Annotated in this window: 20 protein-coding genes; 10 read left to right on the forward strand and 10 right to left on the reverse strand. The window is 63.5% G+C overall.

Translation table 11 applies throughout. The annotated features are described in order from the left end of the window. Positions 1–4: 4 nt before the first annotated feature. Positions 5–1699, reverse strand: a complete 1695-nt coding sequence (locus tag M2281_RS03680) for an arylsulfatase (protein WP_280819742.1) — start codon at positions 1697–1699, stop codon at positions 5–7. Positions 1700–2173: 474 nt separating this feature from the next. Between M2281_RS03680 and M2281_RS03685 the strand changes: the two genes are divergently transcribed. Continuing rightward, entirely contained in the window at positions 2174–3166 is a 993-nt protein-coding gene (locus tag M2281_RS03685; protein WP_280819743.1) for a SphA family protein, read from the forward strand. 83 nt (positions 3167–3249) lie between these two features. Here M2281_RS03685 and smc read toward each other — a convergent pair whose 3' ends face one another. The 3 genes from smc to M2281_RS03700 form a co-directional block, all read right to left on the reverse strand. Further along, entirely contained in the window at positions 3250–6708 is a 3459-nt protein-coding gene (gene smc / locus M2281_RS03690; protein WP_280819744.1) for a chromosome segregation protein SMC, read from the reverse strand. A 60-nt stretch (positions 6709–6768) separates the two neighbouring features. After that, positions 6769–7449: a DsbA family protein gene (locus M2281_RS03695; RefSeq protein WP_280821102.1), complete on the reverse strand. Its 681-nt coding sequence runs from the start codon at positions 7447–7449 to the stop codon at positions 6769–6771. Between the two features lie 136 nt (positions 7450–7585). After that, the gene (locus M2281_RS03700; protein WP_280819745.1) at positions 7586–8092 is read right to left on the reverse strand and encodes a DUF721 domain-containing protein; all 507 of its coding nucleotides are present in this window, start codon (positions 8090–8092) and stop codon (positions 7586–7588) included. A 58-nt stretch (positions 8093–8150) separates the two neighbouring features. Here M2281_RS03700 and mutY point away from each other — a divergent pair, with 58 nt between their 5' ends. Together mutY and M2281_RS03710 are read left to right on the forward strand one after the other, a co-directional pair. After that, positions 8151–9284, forward strand: a complete 1134-nt coding sequence (gene mutY / locus M2281_RS03705) for an A/G-specific adenine glycosylase (protein ID WP_280819746.1) — start codon at positions 8151–8153, stop codon at positions 9282–9284. Further along, complete coding sequence (locus tag M2281_RS03710) at positions 9281–9892, forward strand: HAD family hydrolase (RefSeq protein ID WP_280819748.1); 612 nt, start codon at positions 9281–9283, stop codon at positions 9890–9892. The genes mutY and M2281_RS03710 overlap by 4 nt, the downstream gene beginning before the upstream one ends. A 47-nt stretch (positions 9893–9939) precedes the next feature. On the opposite strand, the gene M2281_RS03715 is transcribed toward M2281_RS03710, so the two are convergent. Further along, complete coding sequence (locus M2281_RS03715; RefSeq protein ID WP_280819749.1) at positions 9940–11073, reverse strand: site-specific DNA-methyltransferase; 1134 nt, start codon at positions 11071–11073, stop codon at positions 9940–9942. Positions 11074–11268: 195 nt separating this feature from the next. On the opposite strand from M2281_RS03715, the gene M2281_RS03720 reads away from it, so the two are divergent. Continuing rightward, on the forward strand, positions 11269–11958 hold the full coding sequence (locus M2281_RS03720) for an HAD family hydrolase (protein ID WP_280819750.1): 690 nt from the start codon (positions 11269–11271) through the stop codon (positions 11956–11958). A 67-nt stretch (positions 11959–12025) separates the two neighbouring features. Here the strand turns inward: M2281_RS03720 and M2281_RS03725 are convergent, their stop codons facing one another. Next, complete coding sequence (locus M2281_RS03725; protein WP_280819751.1) at positions 12026–12598, reverse strand: hypothetical protein; 573 nt, start codon at positions 12596–12598, stop codon at positions 12026–12028. 129 nt (positions 12599–12727) lie between these two features. Between M2281_RS03725 and thrC the strand changes: the two genes are divergently transcribed. Genes thrC through M2281_RS03745 form a run of 4 tightly spaced genes read left to right on the forward strand, consistent with a single transcriptional unit; the run spans position 12728 to position 18928 of the window. Then, entirely contained in the window at positions 12728–14122 is a 1395-nt protein-coding gene (gene thrC, locus M2281_RS03730; RefSeq protein WP_280821103.1) for a threonine synthase, read from the forward strand. Positions 14123–14136: 14 nt separating this feature from the next. After that, on the forward strand, positions 14137–15429 hold the full coding sequence (locus M2281_RS03735) for a M16 family metallopeptidase (protein WP_280819752.1): 1293 nt from the start codon (positions 14137–14139) through the stop codon (positions 15427–15429). Positions 15430–15440: 11 nt separating this feature from the next. Beyond that, positions 15441–16037, forward strand: coding sequence for a GNAT family N-acetyltransferase (locus M2281_RS03740; RefSeq protein WP_280819753.1), 597 nt, complete (start codon positions 15441–15443; stop codon positions 16035–16037). 2 nt (positions 16038–16039) lie between these two features. Further along, on the forward strand, positions 16040–18928 hold the full coding sequence (locus M2281_RS03745) for an EAL domain-containing protein (RefSeq protein ID WP_280819755.1): 2889 nt from the start codon (positions 16040–16042) through the stop codon (positions 18926–18928). Between the two features lie 94 nt (positions 18929–19022). Here the strand turns inward: M2281_RS03745 and M2281_RS03750 are convergent, their stop codons facing one another. Next, complete coding sequence (locus M2281_RS03750; protein WP_280819757.1) at positions 19023–19631, reverse strand: YqgE/AlgH family protein; 609 nt, start codon at positions 19629–19631, stop codon at positions 19023–19025. Positions 19632–19778: 147 nt separating this feature from the next. Between M2281_RS03750 and M2281_RS03755 the strand changes: the two genes are divergently transcribed. Together M2281_RS03755 and M2281_RS03760 are read left to right on the forward strand one after the other, a co-directional pair. Continuing rightward, positions 19779–20579, forward strand: coding sequence for a protein-disulfide reductase DsbD domain-containing protein (locus tag M2281_RS03755; RefSeq protein ID WP_280819758.1), 801 nt, complete (start codon positions 19779–19781; stop codon positions 20577–20579). Between the two features lie 101 nt (positions 20580–20680). Continuing rightward, on the forward strand, positions 20681–21166 hold the full coding sequence (locus tag M2281_RS03760) for a peroxiredoxin (protein ID WP_280819759.1): 486 nt from the start codon (positions 20681–20683) through the stop codon (positions 21164–21166). A 78-nt stretch (positions 21167–21244) separates the two neighbouring features. Here the strand turns inward: M2281_RS03760 and rnhA are convergent, their stop codons facing one another. The 3 genes from rnhA to ispH are packed head-to-tail and all read right to left on the reverse strand — an operon-like array spanning position 21245 to position 23657. Next, positions 21245–21688, reverse strand: coding sequence for a ribonuclease HI (gene rnhA / locus M2281_RS03765; RefSeq protein ID WP_280819760.1), 444 nt, complete (start codon positions 21686–21688; stop codon positions 21245–21247). Then, positions 21685–22647 carry a homoserine kinase gene (locus M2281_RS03770; RefSeq protein ID WP_280819761.1) on the reverse strand — a complete coding sequence of 321 codons (963 nt, stop codon included), beginning with the start codon at positions 22645–22647 and terminating at the stop codon, positions 21685–21687. Before M2281_RS03770 ends, rnhA begins: the two co-directional genes overlap by 4 nt. Further along, complete coding sequence (gene ispH, locus M2281_RS03775) at positions 22647–23657, reverse strand: 4-hydroxy-3-methylbut-2-enyl diphosphate reductase (protein ID WP_280819762.1); 1011 nt, start codon at positions 23655–23657, stop codon at positions 22647–22649. Before ispH ends, M2281_RS03770 begins: the two co-directional genes overlap by 1 nt. Positions 23658–23739 lie beyond the last annotated feature (82 nt).

The raw sequence follows: 23739 nt of genomic DNA on the forward strand, positions 1-23739 counted from the left end.
AACGTCATTCGCCGGCATGCGACTTCATTGCCTTCTCTATCTGCGCCTTGACGGCCTCCAGATTGAAGCTCGCGCCTCTTTGCATGGGAGGAAATTCGAGCGCAGTTTGAGCGAGCCTTGCCACCTGCTGTTGCGCGAACTGGAACCGCCAGAACTGGTAGACGAAGTAGTTGTAGAAGGCCAATGAGCCCTTGTCTCCGCTCGGCAAGCCCGTGCGTTCGAAGGGATCGAGACGCAGATTGGTCAAAGCTGGCCAATCAAGCTTGACGGTGCCGCCAAGCCAGCCGGTTGGCTGGTCGGTGAAGCGGTATTTGAAATCGTCTATCCGCACCGCGCTGAGCGTGCTTTCGGTGAAGTAGAAGAGTTCGTGGCGAGCCGAAGGGCCCTTCCCGGTAATCAGATCCATCTGATTGTAGCCGTCGAGATGAACCTTGTAGTTCATCTCGCCCAGCTGTTTGCCGGCCTTGAGCTCCTCCGCGATGTTTGGGTTTCCTGCTGCGGCCACGAAAGTCGGAAACCAGTCGAGCCCTGAGACGATCCCGTTCTCGATTTTGCCGGCCGGCACATGGCCGGGCCAGCGGATGAGGCAAGGCACGCGAAAGCCGCCTTCCAATCCCGTTCCCTTGCCGCCGGCAAACGGGGTCTGGCCGCCATCGGGCCAGGTGAAATTCTCCGCACCGTTGTCTGTCGTGAAGACGACGATCGTGTTGTCGTCCAGGCCGTCGTCCTTCAGCTTCTGCATGACCGAGCCGACGATGTCGTCGAGCTGTGCCATGCCCGCCTCTTCCATGCTCCAGCCGTTTTCGGGCGTGCGCATCTTCTCGTATTTTTCGGAAAGATGGGTCACGACATGCATGCGCGTCGGGTTCAGCCAGACGAAGAACGGCCTGTTCTGCTGCTTCGCCTGATCAATGAAGGCGAGCGTGAACTTCAAGATCTCGTCGTCCACGGTTTCCATCCGCTTGGGATAGAGCGGCCCGGCGTCCTCGATGCGTTGCTTGCCGATCCTTCCCCAGCGCGGCTGCTCCGTCGGGTCGTCGGTTGAGGTCGCCCAGGAGTGGATCATGTTGCGGGGACCGACCGTGTCACGGAGTTCGGGCGGATAATTGGGATGCGCCGGATCTTCCATGGCATCGAGGTGATAGAGATAGCCGAAGAACTCGTCGAAGCCGTGGACGGTGGGCAGGAATTCGTTGAGATCGCCAAGATGGTTCTTGCCGAACTGGCCGGTATTGTAGCCCATCGACTTGAGGGCGGTCGCGATGGTCACAGCTTGCGGCGGTATGCCGAGCTTGGCGCCTGCCTGGCCAACTGTGGTGAGGCCGGTGCGAACCGGCAATTCCCCGGTTATGAAGTTGGCGCGGCCGGCCGTGCAGCTTGCCTCGGCATAGTAGTCAGTAAACAGCATGCCTTCGTTGGCCATTTTGTCCAGGTTTGGCGTCCTGCCGGCCATGATGCCCCGGTGATAGGCACCGAGATTGAACCAGCCGATATCGTCGCCCATGATGCAAATGATGTTGGGCGGCCGGTTGGTCGAAGTGTCGGGGGCTGTCTCCTGCGCCTGGGCGACCTGGACCGAACCTCCGGTTCCGATTGCCGACGCCGCTGCGAGCGCCGTGCCGCCGAGCAAGACGCTACGCCGACTAACTACGGGGTCGGTTGCCTCTGGACGACGATCTTCTTCCTGCTTGCTGGACATCGCATGCTCCATCGATAGTGATCACCACTTTGGGTTGGCAGGCTTGCTCCCTCTCCTGGGCACCCATATTTCGATCGAAATGCGCGATCGATTGCTTTGCTTAGCCAAGCTCCTCTTTGACTGCTCAGTGCACCCAAGACTGCTTCACTGACTATCGTCAGCTATTCACAGACACGGCTGGTTTTTTCGGTAATAGCAGCGATTAGTTAGGGCGGTTCCTACCAAGGGAAATGGAGGCCACCGCTCTGCCGACCTAATTCATTTGGCTAACGCACACCCGTGATCTTTCCCTTCGAGAACGTACTCCAGCCTCTCGCGCGGCCGAGCACCGGATCGAAAGCAGATGTGTCGAAGAGGTCGCACTCGCATCGGGGATTTTGCACTGCCGATTTTCTGAGGTGCGAAACCCTGAATGCTATGTAACAACGAAACTGAATACTGAGTTGGCTGCGTTGTCTCTGTGGAAGGGCAAGGATGTTGACGAAGAAACTCCTCGGAATTTCGGCAGTAATCTTGGCGCTCGGCTCGACAGCCCAGGCTGACGAAGGCGGCGTCAGCTTCTGGCTCCCGGGCCTCTACGGAAGCTTCTCAGCAGTGCCCGGCGAACCCGGCTGGTCGTTCGCGACCATCTACTACCACACTTCGGTCAGCGCGGGCGCGGATGCCGAGTTCACGCGCGGCGGCCGAGGCGTGGTCGATGTGGGGTTAAGCGGACGCGGAGACCTGGTTTTCTTCGGCCCCACTTACACATTCCACGATCCCTTATGGGGCGGTCAGGCAGCAATCAGTGTCCTGGGTGCTGGGGGGCGCAATCAGGCGGCCGTCGATGCAACTTTGACTGGGCCACGGGGCAACACGATCTCGGGACATAGAAGCGAGGCCCTGACGTCATTTGGCGACGTCATTCCGGAATTCACGCTGAGGTGGAACAAGGGCGTCAATAACTTCATGACCTACCTCACGGGGGACATCCCTGTCGGCAACTACAATCCGGATCGGCTTGTCAATCTCGGCCTCGGCCATGGAGCGATCGACGCTGGGGCCGGCTACACCTATCTCGACACGAAAAGCGGCCGCGAGTTCTCGATCGTCGGCGGCCTGACCTACAATTTCGAAAATCCCGACACGAACTACAAGAACGGCGTGGACGGCCACATAGACTGGGCGGCCTCGCAGTTCCTGAATGAGCACCTGCATCTCGGCGTGGTAGGCTACGCGTACCAGCAACTTTCTGGCGACAGCGGCCAGGGCGCCGTGCTTGGTTCCTTCGAGTCGAGGGTCTTCGGCATCGGCCCGCAGATCGGCTACAAGTTCGACGTCAACGACAAGACCGCGGGATATGTGAATCTCAAGGGCTACTACGAGTTCGGCGCGAAAAACCGTCCCGATGGATGGAATCTCTGGCTGACCCTATCGTTTTCGCCGGCACCAAAGAAAAAGAGCACCAGCGACACTGAAGGAGGCTGAGTTCCTCGCCTAAGACAGGCTCGTCGTCTTGGACAAGTTGACGGGTCCCCCCTTCACCAGTCGATAACCGCTTCCGCGCGCCCTTAGCTCGCCTCGCGGATGCGCTCCGCGGTCTGCAGATCCACCGAAACCAACGTACTGACCCCCTGCTCGGCCATGGTGACGCCGAACAGGCGGTTCATGCGCGCCATGGTGATGGGGTTATGCGTGATGATGACGAAGCGCGTCTCGGTGGTACGCGCCATCTCGTCCATCAGGTTGCAGAAGCGCTCGACATTGTGGTCGTCGAGCGGCGCGTCCACCTCGTCCAGCACGCAGATCGGCGCGGGATTGGTGAGGAACACGGCGAAGATCAGCGCCATGGCCGTCAGCGCCTGCTCGCCACCCGAAAGCAGCGTCATGGTCTGAGGCTTCTTGCCGGGCGGGCGAGCGAGGATTTCGAGCCCCGCTTCCAGCGGATCGTCCGACTCGATCAGTTGCAACTCAGCGGTGCCACCGCCGAAGAGATGCGTGAACAGCCGCTTGAACTCGACATTGACCTTGTCGAAGGCGGCAAGCAGGCGCTCGCGGCCCTCGCGATTGAGGCTCTGGATCGCCTGGCGCAGCTTGCGGATCGCCTCGATGACGTCGTCGCGCTCCGAAACGATTGCATCGTGGCGCTCGGAAAGCTCGCGCTGCTCTTCCTCCGCGCGCAAATTGACCGCACCCAGCCGCTCGCGCTCGATCTTGAGGCGCTCCAGCCGCCGTTCGACCTCGCCTGCGTCGGGCAGCGGATCGTCGGCTTCGAGGCCGGTGTGGCGGATGACGAGATGCGGCGCGGCGTTCAGCGCTTCATGAATGCGCCCCTCGATCTCCTTGCGGCGATCATCAGCCGCGGTCAGCCGCTCCTCGGCACGGCCGCGGGCCTCGCGCGCTTCCGACAGCCCTTGAATGGCTTCGGTCGCGGCCCTGTCCAGAACCGATTGCCGGTTTTCAGCTTCCTGTAGCCGGTCGGCGACTTCCTTGCGCTCGGCCTCCGCCTTCGACAGCTGCGTAAGCAGGCTGCGCCGGCGCTCGTCGATCTCATCGGGCGCGTCGATCAGCCTCTCGCGCTCCTCGGCCGCCTCGGCCTGCCGCTCATGCAGCGAGGCGATGTGGCCAGCGGCGTTTTCGGCGCGCAGCATCCAGTTGCGGCGCTCGACCACGATGGCATCGAGCCGGCGCGTGCGCGCCTCGGCCTCGCGCGTCAGCCCGTCATGGATGGCGCGGGCGTCGGCCACCGCGGCACGGTCACGCGCGACTTGTGCGCCGGCCTGGTCGAGCCGCGACTGCAGGTCGCTAAGGTCCGGCGCGTCCGCCAGCGTTTCCTCGGCTTCGATATATGCAGCGGCGGCTTCCTCGTGATCCGCCTCGATGCGGGCGCGCGCCTCGTCGAGCGCGGCGCGGCGGCTGGAAAGTTCGCCGGCTGCCTTCTCCGCTTTCGCCAGCGCATCGCGCGCCTGGTCGAGGGCATGCTGCGCGTCGCGCCAGGCCTGACGCGACTGGCGCTCTTCTTCGATGAGCCGGCGGACGTCAGCCTCAGCGTCAGCCAACGCCTGCTCGGCCGCGCGCACCTTCGCGCCAGCCTCGATGGCTTCGGCGTCGAGTTCTGCTAGCCGGTTCTTCTGGGCAAGTCGCTGCGCGGCAGCGGTCGGCGCATCGGCACTTGCGGTGAAACCGTCCCAGCGCCACAGCGCGCCGTCGCGGCTGACCAGCCGCTGCCCCGGCGCCAGCCGCGCCTGAAGGCGCTGCCCCTCGCCCGGCTCCACGATGCCGATCTGCGCCAGACGCCGCGCCAGCTGTTTTGGCGCACGGACCACCGTCGCCAGGCTCCGCACGCCTTCCGGCAGGGTCGGATCGCTAGGTGCTGCTTGCGCATCACCCCAATGCACCGGCGCGCTTTGGTCGAGAGGCACGTCGAGGTCTTCGCCAAGGGCTGCACCAAGCGCCATCTCGAAACCACGATCGACGCTGATCTGCTCGAGCACCGCCGGGAAAAGATCGCCACTTGTGGCGCTCAGGATCTTGGCCAGCGTGCGCGCTTCGGTTTCGATCTCGGCCAGCGCTGCGCGCGCCTGCTGCAGCGGTGGGCGGGCGGCGGCCTCAGTGGCACGCGCCTCGGCCACCATCCGCTCGGCTTCGCCGGCGCCCAGCTCCGCTTCTTCAAGAGCAGCGGCGGCTTCGTCCGCCAAAAACTTCTTCTCGGCCGGATCGGCAAGGCCCGCGATACGCGACGCGATCTCCGAAACCTCCCGGTCGACTTCGGCCAGTTGCCGCGCGAAGCGGTCGCGCCGCTCGGCCGTCTCGCGCAATGCGCGTTCGAATTGGGTGCGCGAGGCCGCTGCCTCTGCCCGCTCGGCCGTCAGCCTGGAAAGTGCCGCTTCGCTCTGCTGAAGCGTGGCGGTCGCATCCTCGAAGGCAGCGCTTGTCGCGATCTCGCGTTCTTCGGCGCCATCGTTTTCGGCCTTCAGCGTTTCCTCTTCCTCGGCAAGGCGCGAGAGGATGTCGGCATTGTCGCTGACGAGCTGTTCCTCGCGGGCAATGTCGGCGTCGAGCTGTTGCAGGCGGCGTTCGAGTTCGACCTGCCGCGCCTTGACGCGGTTTGCCTCCTCCTCGATCTGCGTGCGGGCGATGGTGAGCCGCTGGAAGATCGCGGCGGCCGCAGCCTCGGCCTCGCGCAGTTCGGGCAGGCGGTGCGCGCCGATGGCCTGCTCCTTGGCGGCCGTCATCTGGGCGGCGGCGCGATCGCCAACGAGCGAGGTTGCGGTGGCGAGCGCCGAACGCGCCTCGCCCTCCTGGGTCTTGGCCTGCACCCAGCGCAGATGCAGCAACGTGGCCTCCGCCTTGCGGATGTCCGCCGACAGGTTCTTGAAGCGCGCGGCCTGCCGTGCCTGACGCTTCAGGCTTTCGATCTGGCCTTCGAGCTCGCCCACCACGTCGTCGAGGCGCTCGAGGTTTTGTTCGGCGGCGCGGAGGCGCAGTTCCGCCTCGTGGCGGCGGGTATGCAGGCCCGAAATGCCGGCGGCTTCTTCGAGAAGCGCACGGCGCGCCTGCGGCTTTGCCTGGATCAACTCGCCAATGCGCCCCTGCCCCACCATGGAGGGCGAGCGCGCGCCGGTCGACTGGTCGGCGAACAGAAGCTGCACGTCCTTGGCGCGTGCTTCCTTACCGTTGATGCGATAGACCGAACCCGCCTCGCGCTCGATGCGGCGCGACACCTGCAGTTCGTCGGCCTCGTTGAAGGCCGGAGGGGCGGTGCGGTCGGTATTGTCGAGGAAAAGCGTGACTTCAGCCGTGTTGCGGGCCGGGCGCGTGTTGGAGCCCGAGAAGATCACGTCGTCCATGCCCGAGGCGCGCATGTTCTTGTATGAGCTTTCGCCCATCACCCAGCGCAGCGCCTCGACCAGATTGGACTTGCCGCAGCCATTCGGCCCGACGATGCCCGTCAGGCCGCGTTCGATCACGAACTCGCCCGGTTCGACGAAGGATTTGAAACCGAGAAGGCGCAGGCGGGAAAATTTCATGCGCGCGGTCCCGCGACCGCAGGCGTGCCGGAGCGCAGGCGCCCCGGCCTAGCCGAGCCCTTAGAGCATGCCGTCGATAATCGCCGACATATCCTCAATCGACATAGCCCCTTTGTACATTTTCCCATTGATGAAGAAGCTTGGGGTGGAGTCCACGCCAAATTCATCCGCACCACGCTTCTGTACTGCTCTGACATCGTCCAGAAGTTTCTGGTCAGTCAAGCAGGCCTCGAAGGACTCCTGTGAAAAACCGGCCAGTTTGGCGATTTGAAGGAGCGCGGTCTTGGCATCCTGCACCGGCGCCCAGTTTTCCTGCTGCTTGAACAGCACTTCGACCATCGGGAAATAGTTGTCCTTCGAGCAGCGGGCAAGCATGAAGGCGGCTTCCGCGCGCGGGTCGAAGGGGAACTCGCGCAGGATGTAACGCACCTTGCCGGTGTCGATATACTTGGCCTTCAGCTCGGGGAAGGTCGTGTTGGCGAAGTGCGCGCAGTGGGTACAGGTCATCGAGGCATATTCGACCATGGTCACCGGCGCGTCGGCCTTGCCCATCACCTCGTCTGGCAGCGCGCCGGGCTGGAGCAGCTTGGCCATGTCAACCGTGCCCTGCGGCTGCGGCGCCTCGGCGGCATTGGCCGGGGTGACCGCGCCCGTATTGTCGCTGCAAGCAGCAAGCAACGCGACAGCCGGAACGGCGGCCAGGGAAGAAAGAACAGTCCTGCGTGAAATGGAACGGGTCATGCGAATCACCTGCCTGCCGTTAGAGTGTGCGATGCCGAAGCAACCAAAAGCCAGAGTTGGCACGAATTAAGGCATCCAGTACGTCAATCCAATTACCAAATTTTTCGCAGCCAATCACGAATCCGCGAGAAAAATGTCAGGATTTTCTTTGTCTTGTGCCGATGATGGTGGCCCCCAGCCGTTCCAGTGAGGCGCGCAGACCTTCATCCTCGATCACGCCCACCGTTCCCGAGAGTTTTTTGCGTTCGACATCGGTCAGCTGGCGCGGCCGCGGCCTGGGTGCTGCGGTGTTGTTGGCGACCGGTTTCTGCACGATGCGCAAGCGGCCGATGGCGTTAAAACCCAGGAAAGAGTTGACGCGGCCGATCACCTCGCCCGTCTCATGCTGCAGGTGCAGCGCAGCCATGCCTTCGCAAGCCACGATCAGCGTCGCCGGCTCGAAGGGATCGTCCTCATGCATCCTGCGCGGCCACTGGATCTTTTCGGGCCGCGTCTTGAGCGCAAGACGCGGGCCGACGATCTCTTCCCAAGATTGAACCAGCCCGACGGATATGCCCGCGCGCTTGCGCAGCACCGGGTCGAGAATTTCGGTGGCGAGATCGCTCACCGGAACGGGATTGCCGAGCGGCACTTTCCCTGCCATGTGCGTTCTCCAGATTAATCCGCGCCCGCGCGGCAGGCGCATAGCGTTCCGGCGATCAATGGCATCAGCAGGCACATCCCGCAAGAGCGACGACGCGAAGCTCCCAACGATCGCGCAGCACCTGCTTGCCTGGTACGACGACAACCACCGCGAACTGCCCTGGCGCACGGCCCCGCGCGACCTTGCGGCAGGCGTGCGGCCCGATCCCTACCGCGTCTGGCTGTCGGAAATCATGCTGCAGCAGACGACCGTCGAGGCCGTAAAACCCTATTTCCGCGCCTTCCTCGAAAAATGGCCGACGGTCGAGGCTCTCGCTTCCGCCGAGAACGAGGAGGTGATGAAGGCCTGGGCCGGGCTCGGCTATTATTCTCGCGCCCGCAATCTCAAGGCTTGTGCCAATGCCGTGGCGGCCGCCGGCGGCGCCTTTCCCGATACGGAAGCGGGCCTGCGCGCCCTGCCCGGCATTGGCCCCTACACGGCCGCTGCGATTTCGGCGATCGCCTTCGACCGGCCGGCAGCGGTCATGGATGGCAATGTCGAGCGCGTGATGTCGCGCCTTTACATGATCGATACGCCCCTGCCCGAGGCCAAGCCGGAAATCCGCAGCCTTCTGGAAACGCTGGTGCCGAATGAGCGCCCCGGCGATTTTGCCCAGGCGATGATGGACCTCGGCGCCACCATCTGCACCCCGCGCAGGCCGCGCTGCATGCTCTGCCCGCTGCGTGAGGAATGCCAGGTTCTCGGCAAGGCCGATCCGGAGTTTTATCCGGTGCGCGCGCCCAAGGCCGAAAAACCGTCGCGACGCGGTGCGGCCTTCGTCGCGGTTCGCGATGACGGCGCGGTCCTTTTGCGCAAGCGGCCGGAAAAAGGCCTGCTGGGCGGCATGACCGAAGTGCCCACGACCAACTGGACCGCCCGTGTCGACGGGCTCACCACGGTCGACGCGGCTCCCTTCCCCGCCGACTGGCAGAAGGCCGGCAGCATCAGCCACGTCTTCACGCATTTTTCGCTTGAGTTACAAATCTTTCTTGCAACGGTTTCCGCCGACGCGGTCCCATCCGGGCATTTCTGGGCGACCGCCGACGCGCTCCACGGCGAGGCGCTGCCCACTGTCATGAAAAAGGCAATCGAAGCTGCGATACCCGGCGCGACTCGCAAGCCCCATTCCAACAGCCAGAAGAGGCCCAGATGACCGAAATCCGCCACATCGTGTTCGACGTCGGCAAGGTGCTGATCCATTACGATCCGAACCTGCCGTTCAGCCGGTTGATCCCGGACGAGGCCGAACGCAAGAGGTTCTTCGAGACGGTCTGCACCAACGACTGGAACATCGAGCAGGATCGCGGGCGAAGCTGGGAGGAAGCCGAGGCGTTGCTCATCGCAGAGTTTCCCGACCACGAAGACAACATCCGCAACTTCCGCCGCCATTGGCACGAAATGGTGCCGCACGCCTATGACGACAGCGTCGAACTCATGCAAGCGCTGATCGACAAGGGTCACGACGTGACCATCCTGTCCAATTGGGCAAAGGATACTTTTGTGGAGGCGCGTGGTCGTTTCCCGTTCCTCGAAAGGCCGCGCGGCATCACCGTGTCGGGCGAGATCGGCATGATCAAGCCTGACCGCGCCATCTACGACCTCCACGCGGCAACCTTCGGGCTGGAGCCCGCCGCCACGATCTTCATCGACGACAGCCAGAAGAATGTCGACGGCGCAAAGGCTGCGGGCTGGCAGGCGGTGCTGTTCCGCGACGCCAAAACGCTCGAGGAGGACCTCGAGCGCTTCGGGATCAGCCGGTGACTGGAACCCCGGCCCATCTATAGCACTTGAGCTTCGGGCGCGGCAGGTTACGCGCCCGCACGCTCCATGCCGAGGCGCGCGATGCGCCGAAGCTCGTCGATCTGGGTCAGCCCGCCATTGCGTTCATAGTGCCAGAAGGTCCAGCCGTTGCAGGCATCGAAGCCCTGCACGGCCGCGCCGATGCGATGGATGGAGCCGGCCTGATCGCCCACCGCCAGCGTGCCGTCGGCGCGCACCGTGGCGGCCCAGCGCTTCTTGGCGTCGTAGAGCGTCGTGCCCGGCTTGATCATGCCGGAATCGATCAGCGACACGAAGGCCACGCGCGGCTCTGCGCGCTTGCCCGACAGCACCGTCAGCGTGGTGCTTTCCAGCGGCTTCACCGCATCGATGCGCGCCCTTGCGGCGTCGATATATTCCTGCTCGCGCTCGATGCCGACGAAGTGGCGGCCGAGGCGCTTGGCCACCGCGCCCGTCGTGCCGGAGCCGAAGAAGGGATCGAGCACCACGTCACCCGGCTTGGTCGACGCCAGCATGATGCGGGCCAGCAGCGCCTCGGGCTTCTGCGTCGGATGCAGCTTGTCGCCGTTGTCGTCCTTCAGTCGCTCATTGCCGGTGCAGATCGGGAACAGCCAGTCCGAGCGCATCTGCACATCGTCATTGGCCGCCTTCAGCGAGTCGTAGTTGAAGGTGTAGCTCTTGGAATTCGCGTCACGCGAGGCCCAGATCATCGTCTCATGCGCGTTCTGGAAGCGGCGCCCGCGGAAATTCGGCATCGGGTTGGTCTTGCGCCAGACGATGTCGTTGAGGATCCAGTAGCCGAGATCCTGCATCGAGGCGCCGACGCGGAAGATGTTGTGATAGGAGCCGATCACCCAGATGGTGCCGTTCGGCTTAAGAACGCGGCGCGCCGCCAGCAGCCAGGCACGGGTGAAGGCGTCGTAAGCGGCAAAGCTGTCGAACTGGTCCCAGTGATCGTCCACGGCATCGACCTTGGACTGGTCGGGGCGGTGCAGATCGCCGTTGAGCTGCAGATTGTAGGGCGGGTCGGCGAAGATCACGTCGACCGACTTTTCGGGCAGCTTGTTCAGCGCGGCGACGCAATCCCCTTTCAGGATCGTATCCAGCCACTCGGCTTTATGCTGCGAGGGAGAAAGGTCGGCGGAGAGACGCACGGCGGACATTCAAGCACCCGGGTTACAAGTTACTGTTTACACCCTGTTATGGTTACCGATTAGCGTAAACATTTAGTGAAGCCGGCTCCGAAATTGCCGACCACAGGTTGTCAGGTTTGCGGATTGGGTGCCCATGGTGTATGCCGCCCGGCGAACCTACATAAGCCGCTTGCGGCCATTTCCTCCCCAATTTCCCGGATTGCCATGACACAGCCAGACCTTGTCATTTTCGATTGCGACGGCGTTCTCGTCGATTCAGAAATCATCGCCGCCCGCGTCGAGGCAGACCTTCTGACTGCCGCCGGCTTCCCGATTTCGGCCGAGGAACTGGCCGAGGTCTATGCCGGCCTGACGTTCAAGGACATCATGCTGCGCATCGAGGAGCAATCGCAGATTCCGTTCCAGGCCTCGCTCATCGAGCAGGCTGAAAAGCAGGTCGACCGCCGGCTGCAGGCAGAGGTCCGAGCCATCGAAGGCGCGCACGAAGCTGTGGCCGCCGTTGCGGTGCCCTTTTGCATCTGCTCGAACTCCAGCGCCGAAAGGCTGGACATGACGCTCGGCAAGACGCGCCTGTTGCCGTTCTTTTCGGGACGCATCTTCTCCGCGCTCGACACGCCGACGAAGAAACCGAAGCCGGCCCCGGACGTATTCCTGCATGCGGCCAAGACGCTCGGCGCCGATCCGGCGCGCACTTTCGTTGTCGAGGATTCAGTACATGGCGTCACCGGCGCTCGCGCGGCCGGCATGCGCGCCATCGGCTTCACCGGCGCATCGCACAGCTACCCCGGCCACGCAGACGCGCTGACCGAGGCCGGTGCGGAAACCGTCATCCGCCGCTGGGCGGATTTTTCGGGCGTTGTCGCCGCTTTGTCGGAATGGTCGGAAGACGCGTAATCCGCGTCTTCGCGTTAGACCGCCCTGTCTGCGTCATCCGACCGGCAGGGCGTTTTGGGGAGAGAGCTTACTTCTTGCCCTTGCCTTTACCCTTGGCCTTGACCGGCGCGCCTTCGTCGAAACCGGCGAAGACCTGGACGCTGCCCTCTTCGGGGATCGGGAAGGTCACGTTCTGGTCGTTGACGACGAACTGGGTCGCGGCCGCCGGATCGGCGACGGTGATCTCATGCGGCTGAAGCTTCGAATAGAGCACTTCCTGGCCACGCACCACCACGACGCGAACCGGCAGGGTCACCTTGCCCGGGCCGCCGGCCGGGCCCGACACCACCTTGCCGGCAACCGCGACGTTCAGCGTCAGCATGCCGTCGGCGCGGCTGCAACTGCGGGTGACGTCGCTGATGGACGCCTGATAGAGCAGCTTTGCCGGATCGTCCTGGCCGCCCTTGGCGTAGGAATTCAAAAAGGCGGTGCCTTCGCGCAGGGAAACGGTCGGGCAGTATGCCCTCAGCTCAGTTGCGGATACCTTTGGCTGGGCTGCAGTGCCTCCGCTGTCGCCGGACTGGCAGCCCGCGACGACAATCATAAAGCTCGAAACAGCAAGACCCGCCAGAACACGACTATCGATCGACCTAAATTTCATATGCCGAACTTCCCTCTCGCAAAGTTGCGGCTGGTATAGCAATCGCGCGGCAAAAATGCGACTGACGGGACGGAGTTTTCAACGACCAGCTTTTGACGAGGCAGGTCGCGCCAGGACAGACGGATGACGATGAACTATGTCAGCACTCGCGGGGATGCGCCCGCACTCGGCTTTTCCGACGCGGTTCTAACCGGATTGGCGCGCGACGGCGGTCTCTACATTCCCAGCGAATGGCCGCAGTTCAGCGCAGCGGAACTCCGCGCCATGCGCGGACTGCCCTACCCCGACCTCGCCATCCGCCTGCTGACGCCCTTCCTCGGCGGCGAGATTTCGGCTCCGGCCTTCGAGCGCATCGTGCGCGAGGCCTATGCCACCTTCCGCCACGAGGCCGTCTGCCCGGTCATCCAGACCGGCTCCAACACCTTCGTGCTTGAGCTGTTCCACGGCCCGACACTGGCCTTCAAGGATGTCGCCATGCAGATGCTGGCGCGGCTGATGGACCATGTGCTGGCCGAGCGCGGACAGCGCGCCACCATCACTGCCGCAACCTCCGGCGACACCGGCGGTGCTGCCATCGACGCCTTTGCCGGCCGCGACCGCACCGATATCTTCGTGCTCTTCCCGCATGGCCGTGTCTCGCCGGTGCAGCAGCGCCAGATGACGACGCATACCGCCAGCAACGTCCATGCGCTTGCGATCGAAGGCAATTTCGACGACTGCCAGGGCCTGGTGAAGGACATGTTCAACGACCATGCCTTCCGTGATCGCGTCGCGCTGTCAGGCGTGAACTCGATCAACTGGGCCCGCATCATGGCCCAGATCGTCTACTACTTCTCCTCCGCGCTCTCGCTCGGCGCGCCGGACCGTCCGGTTTCCTTCACGGTGCCCACCGGCAATTTCGGCGACATCTTCGCGGGCTACGCCGCCAAGCGTATGGGCCTGCCTATCGAGCGACTGATCATCGCCACCAACGACAACGACATCCTCGCCCGCACGCTGGCCACCGGCGAATACCGCACCACGGGCGTGGTCGCGACCACCTCGCCGTCGATGGACATCCAGGTGTCATCTAACTTCGAGCGGCTGTTGTTCGAGGCCACCGGCCGTGATGCCGGTGCCGTGCGCCGCTACATGGCGGGGCTCAAGCAGTCGGGCGCCTTCACCATCGACGCTCCGGCGCTGGAAAAGATCCGCGCCGAGTTCGACGCCGGCCGCGCCAGCATGGCGGAAACGGCCGAGACGATCCGCGAGACGCTGAAGGCAAGTTCCTACCTGCTCGACCCCCACACTGCCACCGCCATGCATGTCGCCCGCCAGCATGCAGGTGATGTGCCGATGATCGTGCTATCGACCGCCCACCCGGCCAAGTTCCCGGCCGCTGTGGAGGAAGCCTGCGGAGTAAATCCCGCGCTTCCGGCATGGTTGGAGGGGTTGATGGAACGCGAGGAAAGGTTCACGATAGTACCTTCCACGCTTAAATCGGTGGAAGATTATATAAGCCGCCATGCGCGGGCGGCGCGTTAGGGAGTAAGAATTTTATGGGTGTTGAGGTAAGCCGTCTGTCGAACGGCCTGACGGTAGCCACAGAGACCCTTCCAAGTATCGAATCCGTCGCAATGGGGGTGTGGGTCAAGTCTGGGGCCCGCAACGAGCGCGACGACGAGCATGGGATGGCCCACCTCCTTGAACACATGGCGTTCAAGGGAACCAACAAGCGAAGCGCCTTCCAGATCGCTTCCGAAATCGAAAATGTCGGCGGCGAAATCAACGCCGCCACCAGCGTGGAAACCACCTCCTTCTACGCCCGCGTCCTGGCCGACGATGTACCGCTCGGCCTCGACCTTCTGTCCGACATCCTGACCGAGTCCAAGTTCGATCCTTCCGAACTGGAGCGCGAGCAGCACGTCATCCTCCAGGAGATCGGCGCTGCGCATGACACGCCCGACGACGTGGTTTTCGACCGTTTCACCGAGACGGCCTATCGCCACCAGACCATCGGCCGCTCGATCCTGGGCACGCCGGAAACGGTCAAGTCGTTTACGTCCAAGCAGCTGCATTCCTTCATGGAACGCCAGTACGGCGCCGAGCAGATGGTCGTGGTCGCCGCCGGCGACGTGAAGCACGATGTGTTTGTGCGCGACGTGGAGCGGCGGCTGGGCAGCTTCCGTCCCAAGGCCGAAGGCTTCATGCCGCAATATGCGCAGTATGTCGGCGGCGATTTCCGCGAGCACCGCGACCTTATGGACGCGCAGATCGTGCTTGGCTTCGAAGGCCGCGCCTACCATGTGCGCGACTTCTACGCCTCGCAGATCCTGTCGATGATCCTGGGCGGCGGCATGTCCTCGCGCCTGTTCCAGGAAGTGCGCGAAAAGCGCGGCCTCTGCTACTCGGTCTATGCCTTCCACTGGGGCTTTTCCGACACCGGCCTGTTCGGCGTCCATGCCGCGACAGGTCAGGCCGATATCTCGAAGCTGGTCCCGGTCATCATCTCCGAGCTGGAAAAGAGCGGCGAGAAGATTTCGCAGGAGGAACTGGACAGGGCGAGGGCCCAATACCGCGCCGGCCTCATCATGTCGGCCGAGAGCGCTTCGAGCCGGGCCTCGCAGATCGCGCGGCAGCTCCTGCTCTTCGGTCGTCCGATCGCCAAGGAGGAGTTGATGGAACGGCTGGGCGCGCTCACCGTCGACCGTCTGGCAGACCTCTCCTCCCGTCTGTTTTCAACCAAGCCGACGGTCACCGCAGTCGGCCCCATCGGCACGCTTGCCACCTATGAGTCGATCTGCGACGCGCTGCCGAAGGGCAATGGCGGCTTGCACAAGCTGGCTGTCTAGGGACAGGAGCCATGTTCGCGCTCTCCTTCTTCCGCCGAGATGCACCGGCGCTGAAGGGCGAGCGCGTCTATCTGCGCGTCCCTGAAGCGGGCGACTTCTACGAATGGGCGGCTCTGCGCGGCGAAAGCCGCGCATTCCTGGAGCCGTGGGAGCCCCGCTGGGCTCCCGACGAGCTCGACCGCTCGGCCTGGCGCCAGCGGCTGGGTCGCTACCGCGAAGATTTCGCCAACGGAAATGCGGCGGCGTTTTTCATTTTCGAGAGCGCGACGAATCGGCTCGTCGGCGGCATCACGCTCGGCAATATCCGTCACGGCGTCGCCCAGTCCGGGCAGATCGGCTACTGGATGGGGCAGCGCTATGCCGGCCAGGGCCTGATGTTTGAAGCATTGCTTTTGTTGACCGATTTCGGCTTCGATACGCTAAGGTTGCACCGGATCGAGGCGGCCTGTATTCCCGGAAACAAGCGCTCGGTTCGTGTGCTTGAAAAAGCCGGATTTCAGCGTGAAGGACTGTTGCGATCCTATCTCAGGATCAATGGGAACTGGCAGGATCACTACCTCTACGCCTTGATCGCTGACGATCGGCGTGGGTTCACGACAAAGGGCTGATTTTGGTGAATTTTCTGCGGATCGGACGCCTGCTGGCCTTTTTTTTCGCGGCGATCATAAGCCTTTCCACGGCCTCGTCCGCCTTCGCCATCGAGCCCATAAAAATCTCCCGCGACGACGTCGCGCTGGACCTTTCGGGCGCGGTCGAGATCTACCGGAATCAGGGCGAGAATTTTCAGGTCTCCACCGCCCCCGGCCCCGACGGAATCGTGCGGCGCATCGAGGTGGAGGCCAACGACAAGCGCTCGAGCGGCGACTGGGCCGTCTTTGCCCTTGCCAACACCACCGAGCAGCAGATCGACCGCCTGATCGTGGCGCCGCATTTCCGCCTGGTGAATTCGGGCCTGTTCTGGCCCGACCTCGGCTCCACCCGCATTTCCGCGATCACGCCCAGCGAGGGCTTTGCGCTCGACCGGCAGGCGAGTCCCGACGCCGACGTGTTCCTGGTCACGCTCAACCCCGGCTCGGTCGTCACTTTCATCGCCGAACTGTCCTCGCCGAGGCTGCCGCAGGTCTATCTGTGGGAGCCGGAGGCCTATAAGGACTCGGTGAACTCCTACACGCTGTTCCGCGGCATCGTCATCGGCATCGCCGGGCTTCTGGCGCTGTTCCTGACCATTCTCTTCGTGGTCAAGGGCACCTCGATGTTCCCCGCCACGGCCGCACTATCCTGGGCAGTTCTTGCCTACATCTGCGTCGATTTCGGCTTCCTCAACAAGGTGATCGAGATCTCGCCCGGCAATGAGCAGATATGGCGAGCGGGCACAGAGGTCGGCCTTGCCGCCACCTTCGTGGTGTTCCTGTTCGCCTATCTCAACCTCAACCGATGGCACGGGCATTTCAGCTACGGCGCGCTCGCCTGGATCCTCGGCCTGGTGCTGATCGCAGGCGTTGCGGTCATCGACCCGGCCGTCGCTTCGGGCATTGCGCGCCTTTCCTTCGCCGCCACGGCCATCAGCGGCATCGGCCTGATCGTCCTTCTCGGCATTCGCGGTTACGACCGCGCCATCATGCTCATCCCCAGCTGGGTGATGGTGCTGCTTTGGCTTTGCGGATCGTGGATGGCGATCACCGGCGTCTTGGCCAACGACATTGTCCAGCCCGCACTCGGCGGCGGCCTGATCCTCATCATCCTGCTCATCGGCTTCACCGTCATGCAGCACGCCTTTGCCGGCGGTGCGCTGCATCAAGGCCTGTTCAGCGACCTCGAACGCCAGGCGCTGGCCGTTTCCGGCTCCGGCGATATCGTCTGGGACTGGGACGTTCTGCGCGACCGCGTGGTGACCCGCCCCGATGTCAGCCTGCAGCTCGGCCTCGAGCCCAACGCGCTCGGCGGGCCGGCCCGCAACTGGCTGCCGGTGCTGCATGTCGACGACCGCGACACGTTCCGCACCACGCTTGACGTCGTTCTCGAGCACCGGCGCGGCCGCGTGGCGCAGAATTTCCGCCTGCGCGGTGCCGACGGCCACTATCACTGGTTCCTGCTGCGCGCCCGCCCCGTCGTCGGCTCCGACGGCGAGGTCATCCGCTGCGTCGGCACGCTGATCGACGTGACCGAGCAGAAAAAGTCCGAGGAACGTCTGCTGCACGACGCGGTGCACGACAACCTCACCGGACTGCCGAATCGTGAGCTGTTCATGAACCGGCTCGAGGCCGTGCTCTCGATCGCCAAGACCGAAGAGAACATCCGCCCCACCGTCTTCGTCATCGACATCGACCGTTTCAAGCAAGTCAATGACAGCCTCGGCATCTCGGCCGGCGACACCATCCTGCTGACCATCGCGCGGCGCCTGCATCGCCTGCTGAAGCCCAAGGATTCGCTGTCGCGCTTTGCCGGCGACCAGTTCGCGCTGATGCTGCTTTCCGAACAGGACCCGGCCCGCATCGCAGCCGTCGCTGACGCGCTGAAGCAGGCCATCGGCGCGCCGATCACCTTCGCCAAGCGCGAGATCGTGCTGACCGCTTCGGTGGGTCTCATCACCTGGACGCCGGCGCAGATTTCGGCCGACGACATGGTCAAGGACGCCGAGCTGGCCATGCACCAGGCCAAGCGCTTCGGCGGCGACCGCATCGAGCCGTTCCGCCCCGCCTTCCGCTCGGTCGGCACCGACCGGCTGCAGATCGAATCGGACTTGCGCAGGGCCATCGAGCGCGGGGAATTCAGCCTTGCCTACCAGCCCATCGTGCGGCTGGAAGACCGCAGCATCGCCGGCTTCGAGGCGCTGCTGCGCTGGGATCACCCGCGCCGCGGCCTCATTCCGCCTTCCGACTTCATTCCCGTCGCGGAAAGCTGCGGCCTCATCGTCCAGCTCGGCCTCTTCGCCATGGAGCGCGCGGCCGAAGATTTGGCGAGCTGGCAGAAGCTGATCGGCGACGCACCGCTGTCGGTTTCGGTCAATCTCTCCAGCCGCCAGCTCATCCGCCGCGACCTCGTCAGCGATGTGCGCTCGATCATCGTGCGCGCCAACCTCAAGCCGCGCTGCTTCCGCCTGGAGCTGACCGAATCGCTGGTGATGGACAATCCCGAGCAGAGCAGCCATGTGCTGAGCCGTCTCAAGCAGCTTGGCATCGGCCTGTCGCTCGACGATTTCGGCACCGGCTATTCGTCGCTGTCCTATCTGACGCGTTTCCCCTTCGACACGATCAAGATCGACAAGAGCTTCCTCGACGACTCCTCGTCAAAGCGCGACGTGTTGCTGCGCTCCATGGTCAACATGGCGCATGAGCTCGGCATGTCGGTGGTGGCCGAAGGCATTTCCGACGAGAGCGACGCGCTGCAGCTGCGCCAGATGGGCTGCGAATATGTGCAGAGCTTTATGTTCGGAACACCGGCTTCGGCCGATGCCGTGGTCAAGCTCCTGAAGGAGCAATATCCGCTGGCGGAGGCCTGACGGCCTCTGCTCGCGGGCAGCGCGCACCAATTCCGCCAGGCGTCTGCCAAGCGGCCAAAAAGTTCAGCAATGATCGAAGATTGCCATTCCGGGCTCAGGCGTGCCCGGAATCCTGGCTGAGATGGGCGAGATCGATGCCGATCGAAGCGAGGATGTGGTCGTACTGCCGTTCGATATCGGTGTCGAACAGAAGTTCCGGCCGCGCGGGGCAAGTCAACCAGCCGTTTTCGGCGATCTCGTATTCCAGCTGACCGGCGCCCCAGCCGGCATAGCCCAGCGCCATCAGCGCCTGGCGCGGCCCCTTGCCCGCCGAAATGGCGCGCAGAATATCAATGGTCGCCGTCAGGCAGATCGTGTCGGAGATCACCAGCGAGGACTCGACCTTGTAGTCGTCGGTGTGCAGCACGAAGCCGCGGCTGCGGTCGACCGGGCCGCCATTGCGGATGATGAAATCGCGTGCCGGCGGCGGTAGGCGGATCGCCTCATCCTCGTCGAGGATGCCGAGCTGCACCAAAAGATCGGGGAACAGAAGCTGCTGGCTCTGATTGATGATCAGCCCCATCGCGCCCTCTTCGCTGTGGGCGCAGATATAGATAACCGAGCGCGCGAACCGTTCGTCCTTCATGCCGGGCATGGCGATCAGGAACTGGTCGTCGAGGAAGCCGCGATTAACGGTTGTCTTCTTCTGGTGCAGAATTTCCATGCCCAAAGGGTAGCTCGTTTTGGGTGGGCTTGAAAGATGCGCGCCGGACGATTTGCTGAGCCAGACTCGCCGGTCTCACGCAAAAATGATGCGAACCAACACGATCCTTCGGTTGCGAAACCGTGCCTTTGGCGTCAAATCGCGCCTATGAAGAAAACCACAGTCGCAGTCCTCGGGTTTCTCGTCGCAACCACCGGAAACGCATTTGCGTCCTCGACGCAATGGTTCGAGGCACAGGGCGGCCGCGTGCGCCTCGTCACCACCGGCGAGCCGGATGCAGAGGGCCGGCTCAAAGGCATGCTCGACATCCACCTCGACAAGGGCTGGAAGACCTATTGGCGTGACCCTGGCGAAGCCGGGGTTCCGCCCCAGCTCGACACGTCGACCAGCACCAACGTCACCGCCGCCGAGCTCAATTTCCCTGCCCCCCAGCGCCATGACGACGGCTATTCGGTCTGGGCCGGATACAACAGCTCGGTCGCGTTGCCGATCATCTTCCATGTCGGCGCGCAGGGCAAACCTGTGCTGATCAATGCCGACGTCTTCCTCGGCATTTGCGAGACGATCTGCATTCCGGTCCACACCAAGCTGTCGCTGGATCCCACCAGTGCGCCGACTGATGCGGCAGATGCCTCAAGCGTCGCGGCCGCCTTCGATGCGCTGCCTATGGCAGCAAGCCCGAACTTCGGCGTGACGATCGTCAGCCAGGACGACAAGGCGATTGTGTTCGAAGCAAAATCGCCCGGCGACACAGCGAAGGCCGAGTTCTTCCTTGCCGGCGGCGAGGGCTATTCCTTCACCACGCCAAAGCTGGAGCAAAAGGACGGCAAGACGCTGTTTTCCGTCGAAGTGCTCGACCGCCCCACGGCAAAGCCGGCAGACAGTGGCCTGCACTACACGCTTGTGACGGACAAAGGAGCGGTCAGCGGCGTTCTGCCCTATCTGTGAGTTTGCGTCTGAAACAAGCCGCAACGTCGACTGGAGGATTGCCCAGCCCGCGATAAGCCGCTACCGCTGCGGCAACAACTGCAACTGCGCGAGGACCTGCAATGACAATCTCCGTTGGCGACAAGCTGCCCGAGGCCACCTTCAAGACCATGACCGCCGAAGGCGGCAAGACCCTCAGCACGGCCGATGTCTTCGCCGGCAAGAAGGTGGTTCTGTTCGGCGTGCCGGGCGCCTTCACTCCGACCTGCAGCAACAATCACCTGCCGGGCTACCTCGAAAACCACGACGCGATTGCCGCGCGCGGCGTCGACGCAATCGCGGTGGTGGCCGTCAACGACCACTTCGTCATGAACGCCTGGGCCCAGGCCACCGGCGCCAACGGCAAGATTCTCTTTCTCGCCGATGGCAATGGCGACTTCGTGCGTGCGGCCGGACTGGACCTCGATCTCAGCGCCGGTGGTCTAGGCACCCGCTCCAAGCGTTTTTCGATGATCGTCGAAGACGGCAAGGTCACGGCGCTCAACATTGAAGACGCACCCGGCCAGGCCGTGGAATCGGGTGCGGCCAAGCTGCTCGAACAGCTCTAAGAAGAGACACCTACGAAAAAGGCGCGCGTCTCTATCCGGACGCGCGCCTTTTTGTTTCTGCCCCTGAGATCAGGCAAGCTATCTTTTCTTGAACGGCTCCATGCCCATGCGCGCGAGTTCGTCGGCGCGTTCGTTCTCCGGGTGGCCGGCATGGCCCTTCACCCAGTGCCAGTTGACCTTGTGGCGCCGGTTGGCCTCGTCCAGCGCCTGCCACAGCTCACCGTTCTTCACCGGTTTCTTGTCGGCGGTCTTCCAGCCGTTCCGCTTCCAGCCGTGGATCCACTTGGAGATGCCGTCCATCACATACTTGCTGTCGGTGTGAAGCTCCACCGCGCAAGGCTCCTTCAGCGCGTTCAGCGCCGAAATCGCCGCCAGCAGTTCCATGCGATTGTTGGTGGTCGCCGCCTCGCCGCCGGAAAGCTCCTTGGTGACGCCGTTGAAGCGCAGGATCGCGCCCCAGCCGCCCGGACCGGGATTGCCCGAGCAGGCGCCGTCAGTAAAAATCTCTACAGCTTTATTCATTTCAGACCGTATTCGGACGCAGATTTGATCTGCCTGTGGAAGCGCACGCGGCGGATGAACTCCATCGGGTCGCGCTTCTGAACCAATGCCCCATCGGGAATGGTCAGCCAGTCGTAAAGCCGCGTCAGCATGAAGCGCAGGGCCGAGCCGCGCGCCAGGATAGGCATTGCCTGCTTCTCGGCCTCGCTGAGCGGCCGCACCGACTGATATGCATCGAGCAGCGCCGTGCCCTTGGTGAGGTTGAAGGAGTTGTCCTTCTCGAAGCACCAGGCGTTCAGGCAGGTCGCCAGATCGTAGGCGTAGAGGTCATCGCAGGCGAAGTAGAAGTCGATCAGCCCCGACAGCTCGTTGCCGAGGAAGAAGACATTGTCGGGAAAAAGGTCGGCGTGGATGATGCCCGACGGCAGGTCCTTCGGCCAGCTGTGCTCGAATTCGGCAAAATCGGCATCGACCTCCGCCGCCAGCCCCGGCTCGACCTCGTCGGCGCGGTCGCGCGAACCGTCCCAGAGCTTGCGCCAGCCGGTGATGTCTAGCGAGTTTGTGCGCGACATCGGAAAGTCCGCGCCGGCAAGATGCAGCGCCGCCAGCGACTTGCCCACTTCGCGGCAATGGATGGCGGTCGGTTTGCGCATCCACATGCCTTCCAGGAAGGTGATGATCGCCGCCGTGCGGTCGGCCAATGGGCCGGTCACGTTGCCGTCGCGCCGGTGCACCGGCAGCGGGCAGGAAATGCCCTTCTTGGCCAGATGCTCCATCAGCCCGAGGAAGAATGGCAGGTCGCTCTTGTCGACCCGCTTTTCGTAAAGCGTCAGGATGTAGGAGCCGGTGGTTGTGTGCAGCAGGAAGTTGGAATTCTCTGAACCTTCGGCGATGCCCTTGTAGGACAGAAGCTCGCCGATCGAATATTCCTGCAGAAAGGCACCGAGCTGGCTCTCTGAAACGTCCGTATAGACCGCCATCACACGGTCCCGTTCACGAATGCCATGTCCGACGGCGTCAGTTCTACGTCGCGCAGCGCGCTCATGACCGGGAAATTCTCCGTTTCCGTTGCCGTCACAGCGAGATCGACCGTCACGTCGAAGCGCGCGCGAAAGGCGTCGATAATCTCGTCGACGATGATCTCCGGCGCGGATGCCCCTGCCGAAAGACCAAGCGTCGAAATTTGGCCGATGTCATCCCATGGAATCTCGGAGGCGCGCTGCACGAGAAGCGACATTTTCGCGCCGGCCCGTTCGGCGACTTCCACGAGACGCTTGGAATTGGACGAATTGGGTGCGCCGACGACCAGGAACAGGTCCGCACCCGCAGCCGTTTCCTTCACCGCCTCCTGGCGGTTGGTGGTGGCGTAGCAGATCGATTCGGCCGACGGCGCCGTGATGGCTGGGAAGCGCGCCTGCAGCGCGCGGATCAGCCCCGCCGTATCCTCGACCGACAGCGTGGTCTGGGTGACGAAGCCCAGCGCTTCGGCGTCCTGCGGCTGGAAGGCGGCGACATCCGCCTCGGTCTCGATCAGCGTCACGGCCCCTTCGGGCAGTTGGCCCATCGTGCCGATCACCTCAGGGTGGCCGGCATGGCCGATCAATAGCACGTGGCGGCCAAGACGCTGGTGGCGCATCGCCTGCTTGTGCACCTTGGACACCAGCGGGCAGGTCGCGTCGAGATAGAAGAGGCTGCGCGCCTGGGCATCCGCCGGCACCGATTTCGGCACGCCATGGGCGGAGAAGACGACCGGGCTATGGTGGTGCTCGTCGGGAATCTCGTTGAGTTCCTCGATGAAAACCGCGCCCAGATTCTGCAGCCCCTCGACCACGTAGCGATTGTGCACGATCTCGTGGCGCACGTAGACCGGCGCACCGTATTTCTTCAGCGCCAGCACCACGATCTGGATGGCGCGGTCGACGCCGGCGCAGAACCCACGCGGCTGGCAGAGCCGAAGCGTCAAAGGCGGCTTGGATGGAGTGTCAGGCATGATGTCCGGTCTTCATTGTCGTGCCGAAATGATGCCTGCGCCCCTCTCCTGTCAAGGGTGCCGGCGGCATACAGCGCCGCGC

Origin of the sequence: Pseudaminobacter soli (ex Li et al. 2025), assembly GCF_029892515.1 — a bacterium.
Taxonomy (GTDB): Bacteria; Pseudomonadota; Alphaproteobacteria; order Rhizobiales; family Rhizobiaceae; genus Pseudaminobacter; species Pseudaminobacter soli_A.